This window comes from Tissierellales bacterium (assembly GCA_035301805.1).
In the GTDB taxonomy this organism is placed as follows: domain Bacteria; phylum Bacillota; class Clostridia; order Tissierellales; family DATGTQ01; genus DATGTQ01.
Genome location: DATGTQ010000178.1, coordinates 1 through 6,176 on the forward strand (window position 1 = coordinate 1; position 6,176 = coordinate 6,176).

The following is a 6,176-nucleotide window of genomic DNA, read 5'->3' on the forward strand; positions in this document are numbered from 1 at the left end:
AAAGATCAATTAAAACAAAGTAAAGAAAAATGGGAAGAAGTAGTATCTAATGTAGAGGTAGTAACAGCCTCACCTTATTCTAAAGAAGATGAATTGGCTGGAGCAATCGATATTTTAAAAGATAGTGATTCTAGTATAATAGTAATGGATTGTATGGGATATACAGCTTCTATGAAAAAGAGGGTAACAGAAGAAACAGAAAAAATGGTTATATTATCTAAAACTATTGTAGCTAGGATAATAGGAGAAATATTAAATAATTAATGAGGTGTATTATGGGTAAAAAATCCGGATATAGAATTGTATTAGAAGATTGTATGGGGGTTAAACCGAATGAGTCAGTATTGATTCTAACTGATGATAAGAAAAAAGCAATAGGAGAATCCCTTTATGAGGAAGCTAAAAAAATGGCGAGAGAAGCAATATTAATGATAATGAAACCAAGGAAAGTTAGTGGAGAAGAACCACCGGAAGAAGTAGCTGAAGCTATGAAGAAATTTGATGCTATAATATGTCCTACATCTACATCATTAACACATACAAATGCTAAAATTAATGCTATTAATGCAGGAGCAAGATTAGCAAGTATGCCAGGTATAACGGAAGATATGTTTGAAGAAGGTGCTATTACTGCAGATTATAATCAAGTTGAAAAACTCACTTTAAAGTTTACAGATCTTTTAACAAAGGCTAAAAAAGCGAAAATAGTTAAAGATGATTATGTACTTGAAATGAGCTTAAAAGGAAGAGAAGGAATACCTAGTCCTGGTATATATAGAAATTCAGGAGAAGCAGGAAACTTACCTTCAGGTGAGGCATATATTGCACCATTAGAAGATTCTACAAATGGAGAAATGCTAATAGATGGTAGTATGGTAGGGATTGGAAAACTTGGAAGTCCATTATATGTGAAAATTGAAAATGGAAAGTTAATAGACCTTAAAGGTGATGATCCTAATAAATTAAAGGTACTTTTTGATAATGATAGAAATGGAATTGTAGGAGAATTTGGTATTGGAACAAATCCTTCAGCTAGACTTACTGGCATTATTCTTGAGGATGAAAAGATATATGGAACTGTTCATATAGCATTTGGTACAAATACTTCCTTTGGAGGAATAAATAAAGCAGATTGTCATCTAGATGGAGTAATAATAAAACCCACTTTATATTTAGATGAAAAGCTAGTATTAGATGAAGGAACTGTTGTAATTTAGGAGTTAGTATATGAGAGGGAATGATATGAAAAAGTTACAAGTAACTTTAACAGTAGAAGAAGGAAAAAAGATTATAGCATTAAGCTTATTAAGACATAGGTCGTTTAAAAAGGCTAAAGAAAATGGAAAAATATTATTTAAGGGTGGTACAACTGTTTCCAAGATTACAGAAGAATTTCTAGGTATTCCTCTTAGAATAAGTGGAAGAATTACAGAGAGGGGAACAGTAGCCAGCAAGAGGACAGGAAAAGAAGCTCATTCTATTATTTATAATCAGGGAGATTGGTCAGTTGTAGATAATGATATAGTTGATAGAGTCCAAGAATTTTCTAAAGATGATCTAATAATATGTGGTGCAAATGCTATTGATCATAAGGGGAATGCTGCTATAATGGCAGGAAGTCCAGGTGGAGGAAATATAGGTAAATCTTTAAGTTCTTGGTACACAGAAGGAGCTAAAATTATTATTCCTACTGGAATTGAGAAAATGATTCCTGGAGATTTAGATAATATAATAAGGAAATCTGGTAGAACTGGAAAATCAGTTTCCTGGGGTATGTCTGTAGGACTAATGCCATTAAAAGGAGAAGTTTTTACAGAAGTAGAAGCTATCCAACAACTAGTTGATGTAGAATGTTTTCCAATCGGAGCAGGTGGCTTAGATAAAGCTCAGGGAAGTATTACCTTGGAAATAGAGGCTTCTGAGGATAAAGAGCTTGAGAAGATTTTTAAGGTATTAAAGAAAATAAAGTTAGAAGAACAAGAAGTAAGTGGAGAAGAAGATTCATTAGTAGAATGTGAAGCAATATGTGGAAATTGTCTTAGACATATTGGATGCGGATATAAGTCTGGGTTAATTGAGGAATAGGCATAGTAATAATTAATAGTGGTATAAAAAGGAGATAAGGTGAGGGTCTCATCTTCTTTTTTATTGTTAATTTAGCTGTCTAATCCGAAGTCAGACAGCTTATACTGGTATTAAAATTATTATAGTGGAGATTAAACTTGAAGTTATATAACAAGTACTATATTTATTTGTTATTCAACATAATTAACCTTATATTTAACTAATCTTTTTAAGTTTATCATTTTATAATATTTTTTAGGATATAATATCCCTTCTCTTTTTGTATATTTTTATAACATAAATTCCACTTAGGTAGAGTTCTCATAAACTATCTTCCAATCATTCTTACATTTTCATACTCCTTCCTTAGATAAGTCTTGTTGAGGATAATTTAACTTATACTTATAGTATCCTCTTATAATCAATTAGTGAAAAAGAAGGATTATAAAGATTTATGTCGAATGAGGTTAAAGAAGGAAAGAATAAATTTTAATTAATATAGTAAAAGAAGAAATAATCATATGGCAAAAATATTAAATTATATAAGGAGTGTGAATTATGGAAAGTATTTATTTTGATTTAGAAAATTGTTATGGGATACCAAAGTTTAAAGAAAGTTTTAAATTTGATGAAAGACGAAAGGCACATTTAATTTATGCACCTAATGGAGTTATGAAAACATCATTTTCTAATACTATAAATGATATTGTATTAGAACAAGAAACTAAGGATTTTTTGTATCCTGAGAGAAAAACAAGACGTGTTGTAAAATATGGTGGACAGAAGGGAAAGGATATTGATAAAGCAGATATATTGGTTATACACTCTTATTTTGAAAGTTATAGATCTGAAAATGTAGTAGCATTACTTGCTGATGATAAATTGAAAAAGAAATTTGATCAATTACATAAAGAAATTGATAATAAAACGAATAGTTTAGTCAAAAATTTAAATAAATTATCTGGGAAAAGAAAAGCTATAGACTTACTAGCTAAAGATTTTAATGTTGAAATTAAAGATATACATTATGAATTAGAAAGGTTATATGATGAATATAAAGATCAGAATATTGAAGATTTTACTAGTATTAAATATGGAAATATAGTTACTTCAGATTCGGAGAAAATTTTAGGAGACAAAGATTTAAGAAGATCATTGGAAGATTATATAGAGCAATATGAGAAATTATTAAATGAATCAGAAGTGTTTAAAGTTGCATTTAATCATACAAGTGCAGAGAATGTACTTAAGAATTTAAGAAAGGATGGATTTTTTAAAGCAAATCATCAAATTTTGTTAAGTGAATCTAGTAAGCCTATAGGAGAAAAAGAATTTAAAAAAATGATTGAAGAAGAAAAGAAACGTATTATAGATAATGAAATGACTAAAGAATTTAATGAAATAGATAAATTATTATCAGGGAGAGCAGGAGCTAGGAATTTAAGAGATTTTATAACCAATAATGAAGAATTGATACCCCAATTGTTAAAATTTGATGAATTTAAGCGGAAATTATGGTTATCATACTTATTTGAAAATCAAGATATTTTTAAAGAAACAATATTAAATTTTAAAAACAATAAAATTGAGATTAAAAAGGTGATAGAAAAGGCGCAACAACAGGAATCAAAATGGCATGGAGTTGTCCAACAATTTAATCATAGATTTAGTAATATGCCTTTTGAAATGCAAATTACTAATAAAGAAGATGTTGTATTGAAGAGTGAATTACCTTCAATTACTTTTAAATATAAAGATAGAGGAGAAGTAACAGATGTTAATAAGGAAGATTTGTTACAGTGTCTTAGTAATGGTGAAAAGAAAGCTTTATATCTTTTAAATGTAATTTTTGAAATTGAGGCCAGAAAGAAAATCTCTAATAAAACTTTATTAGTTATTGATGATATTGCTGATTCTTTCGATTATAGAAATAAATATGCAATTATAGAATACTTGAAAGAAATTGTTAATATAGAATCCTTTTTTCCTATTATGCTTACACATAATTTTGATTTTTATAGGACTGTAGCAGGGAGGTTAAGTATTAAAGGATGTTCTAATTTTGTGGTCAGAACAGATGAAGAAATAACACTTATAAAAGGGGAGTATTTTGAAAATGTATTTAGAACTTGGGGGGACCAAGTATATAAAGATGATACGATTTTGTTATCATCAATTGCTTTTGTAAGAAATTTAACTGAATACATAGAAGGTAATGACTCAGAAATATATCAGAATTTAACAAGTTTGCTACATTATAAAAAGTTTAGTATAGATGGTATTAAATCAACAGAGGAGATATTAGTTGGAGATTTAATTGATTGGTGTTGTTCTATTTGGGGAAGGGAAGATTCTAGATTTGAAAGGGATCGAAAACAAAGTGTTTATGAGTTATTACTTGATGAAGCAAATAAAATTATAAGAAAAGATATAAAGGAAGAAGGTATAGAATACAAGATTGTGTTGTCAATCGTGATTAGATTAAAAACGGAAATATATATGATTAATAGAATTAATGATGATGAAGTAATCAAAAAAATAAAAGGATATCAGACTAGAAGACTAAAAGAGATGATTGAATTAAAAGATACACCAGAGGATAATATTATAGATAAATTGATTGAAAAGGCTTTGATTATTACATCAGAGAATATACATATCAATTCATTTATGTATGAACCTATAGTGGATATGTCTATAGAAGAGTTAAAGAATTTATATAAGGAAATAAATGCGGTAATGGAGGAATTAGTGGTAGCGTATTAATTAGTTAATTAGCTCTAAATAAGCTTTTGTGATTAATAATCCTTTTAAACTTCGGATATCTGTAAAATTTCAAAAGGATATAATTTTAGAAATAGTAATTTAGTACTATTATAATTTAATTGAACAAATCTTTAATTGGTTTAACTCCTCCATTATTAAGGCATACTTATAAATAACCTAATATTTATATTATGGAGTTGATTATATGAATATTAAAGGCATTATAATTAACAGCTATAAAGAACTAGACAGAAGTTATTTCATGGACGAATATAAGGAAGATGCATCTAGTGATAGACCTTTCCCTATAGGTCATGGACAGATTATATCACGATCTAGTTTAGTACTAGATATGATCCTCTTATTAGAGCCAGATGAATCTAGTAGAGTACTTGAGATAGGGACAAGGTTCTGGCTATCAAACAGCACTTTTAGCTAAATCCTTTAAAGAAGTGTATATAGTCGAGGTAATAGAAGAACTTCATAATAGGTCAAAGAAAAGATTAGAGGAAGCTAGTTATTCAAATATAAACTTTAGACTAGGAGATGATAGTTTAGGCTTGGGGAATGTGCTCCTTATGATCGGATAATGATAACGGCAGGAGCCTTAAAACTACCTGACAAGCTAGTAGACCAATTAGCTCCAGAAGGCAAGATGGGAATACCTGTAAGAGACAGTCTAGACCAAGATCTAATGCTGGTAACTAAGGATAGGGAAGGTAAGGTTAAAGAAGAGTTAATTAATAAAGTTAGATTTGTAAAATTAGTAGGAGATTGTTAGATTTAATGATAGCATATATTAGTTGTTGAAGAAATAAGGAATATAACGGCTAGGTTTTGGAATAAATTAGAAAGTAAATGTATATAATCATTATAGAAACTAAAGATGTGGAGTGATTATAATGATTATAAAAGAAAAATATAAGAGTAAGTGTAATGATGAGGAGATATGTTCAATTTGTAAAATCAATACTGGTATATCTCGAAAACAACCTGTAGAAGAACGGTATGGATATATAATAGGTGTAGGACAGTTATGTTATAATTGTTATCAAGATCTTAAGGAAGGTAGAGTGTAAGAACTTTGTCTTCCTTTTTTTATTTCCAGAATGTTAGTTATAGAGTAAATTTTATGAATTATAATTAATACTTATTCAATTCGATAATGGTATTAATTTATGTTATAATAAAATCAACATTATGAAAACTGTTTTCATGATGATAAATAAAAGGAGGATTTTATATGGATACATTAATTAGCGCAGATAATGTCTGGGCCTTATGGACCATACTCATAGGGGCAGCAGCGCTTGCAATTATACTAGAACAGAAATATGAATGGGCAA

Annotated in this window: 8 protein-coding genes; all 8 read left to right on the top strand. The window is 28.9% G+C overall.

Features of this window, described 5'->3' with window-relative positions; all coding sequences use genetic code 11:
• Positions 1–264: AroM family protein (locus VK071_08960; protein HLR35431.1), on the top strand; the 264-nt coding region annotated here is incomplete at its 5' end.
• A gap of 11 nt (positions 265–275) precedes the next feature.
• A complete protein-coding gene (locus VK071_08965; protein HLR35432.1) occupies positions 276–1,217 on the top strand; it encodes an aminopeptidase in 942 nt (313 codons plus the stop codon).
• 25 nt (positions 1,218–1,242) lie between these two features.
• Complete coding sequence (locus tag VK071_08970; protein HLR35433.1) at positions 1,243–2,085, top strand: hypothetical protein; 843 nt, start codon at positions 1,243–1,245, stop codon at positions 2,083–2,085.
• A gap of 537 nt (positions 2,086–2,622) precedes the next feature.
• Positions 2,623–4,830, top strand: coding sequence for a hypothetical protein (locus tag VK071_08975; protein HLR35434.1), 2,208 nt, complete (start codon positions 2,623–2,625; stop codon positions 4,828–4,830).
• A gap of 205 nt (positions 4,831–5,035) precedes the next feature.
• Positions 5,036–5,269: a hypothetical protein gene (locus VK071_08980; GenBank protein ID HLR35435.1), complete on the top strand. Its 234-nt coding sequence runs from the start codon at positions 5,036–5,038 to the stop codon at positions 5,267–5,269.
• Positions 5,270–5,282: 13 nt separating this feature from the next.
• Positions 5,283–5,420, top strand: a complete 138-nt coding sequence (locus VK071_08985) for a hypothetical protein (GenBank protein HLR35436.1) — start codon at positions 5,283–5,285, stop codon at positions 5,418–5,420.
• Complete coding sequence (locus tag VK071_08990; protein HLR35437.1) at positions 5,420–5,611, top strand: hypothetical protein; 192 nt, start codon at positions 5,420–5,422, stop codon at positions 5,609–5,611. The genes VK071_08985 and VK071_08990 overlap by 1 nt, the downstream gene beginning before the upstream one ends.
• A gap of 121 nt (positions 5,612–5,732) precedes the next feature.
• Positions 5,733–5,909: a hypothetical protein gene (locus VK071_08995; protein ID HLR35438.1), complete on the top strand. Its 177-nt coding sequence runs from the start codon at positions 5,733–5,735 to the stop codon at positions 5,907–5,909.
• Positions 5,910–6,176 lie beyond the last annotated feature (267 nt).

Bases quoted from the DNA above. Each gene is read 5' to 3' on its own strand.
- VK071_08965 (HLR35432.1), top strand. From the start codon at position 276: ATGGGTAAAAAATCCGGATATAGAATTGTATTAGAAGATTGTATGGGG.
- VK071_08970 (HLR35433.1), top strand. From the start codon at position 1,243: ATGAAAAAGTTACAAGTAACTTTAACAGTAGAAGAAGGAAAAAAGATT.
- VK071_08975 (HLR35434.1), top strand. From the start codon at position 2,623: ATGGAAAGTATTTATTTTGATTTAGAAAATTGTTATGGGATACCAAAG.
- VK071_08980 (HLR35435.1), top strand. From the start codon at position 5,036: ATGAATATTAAAGGCATTATAATTAACAGCTATAAAGAACTAGACAGA.
- VK071_08990 (HLR35437.1), top strand. From the start codon at position 5,420: ATGATAACGGCAGGAGCCTTAAAACTACCTGACAAGCTAGTAGACCAA.
- VK071_08995 (HLR35438.1), top strand. From the start codon at position 5,733: ATGATTATAAAAGAAAAATATAAGAGTAAGTGTAATGATGAGGAGATA.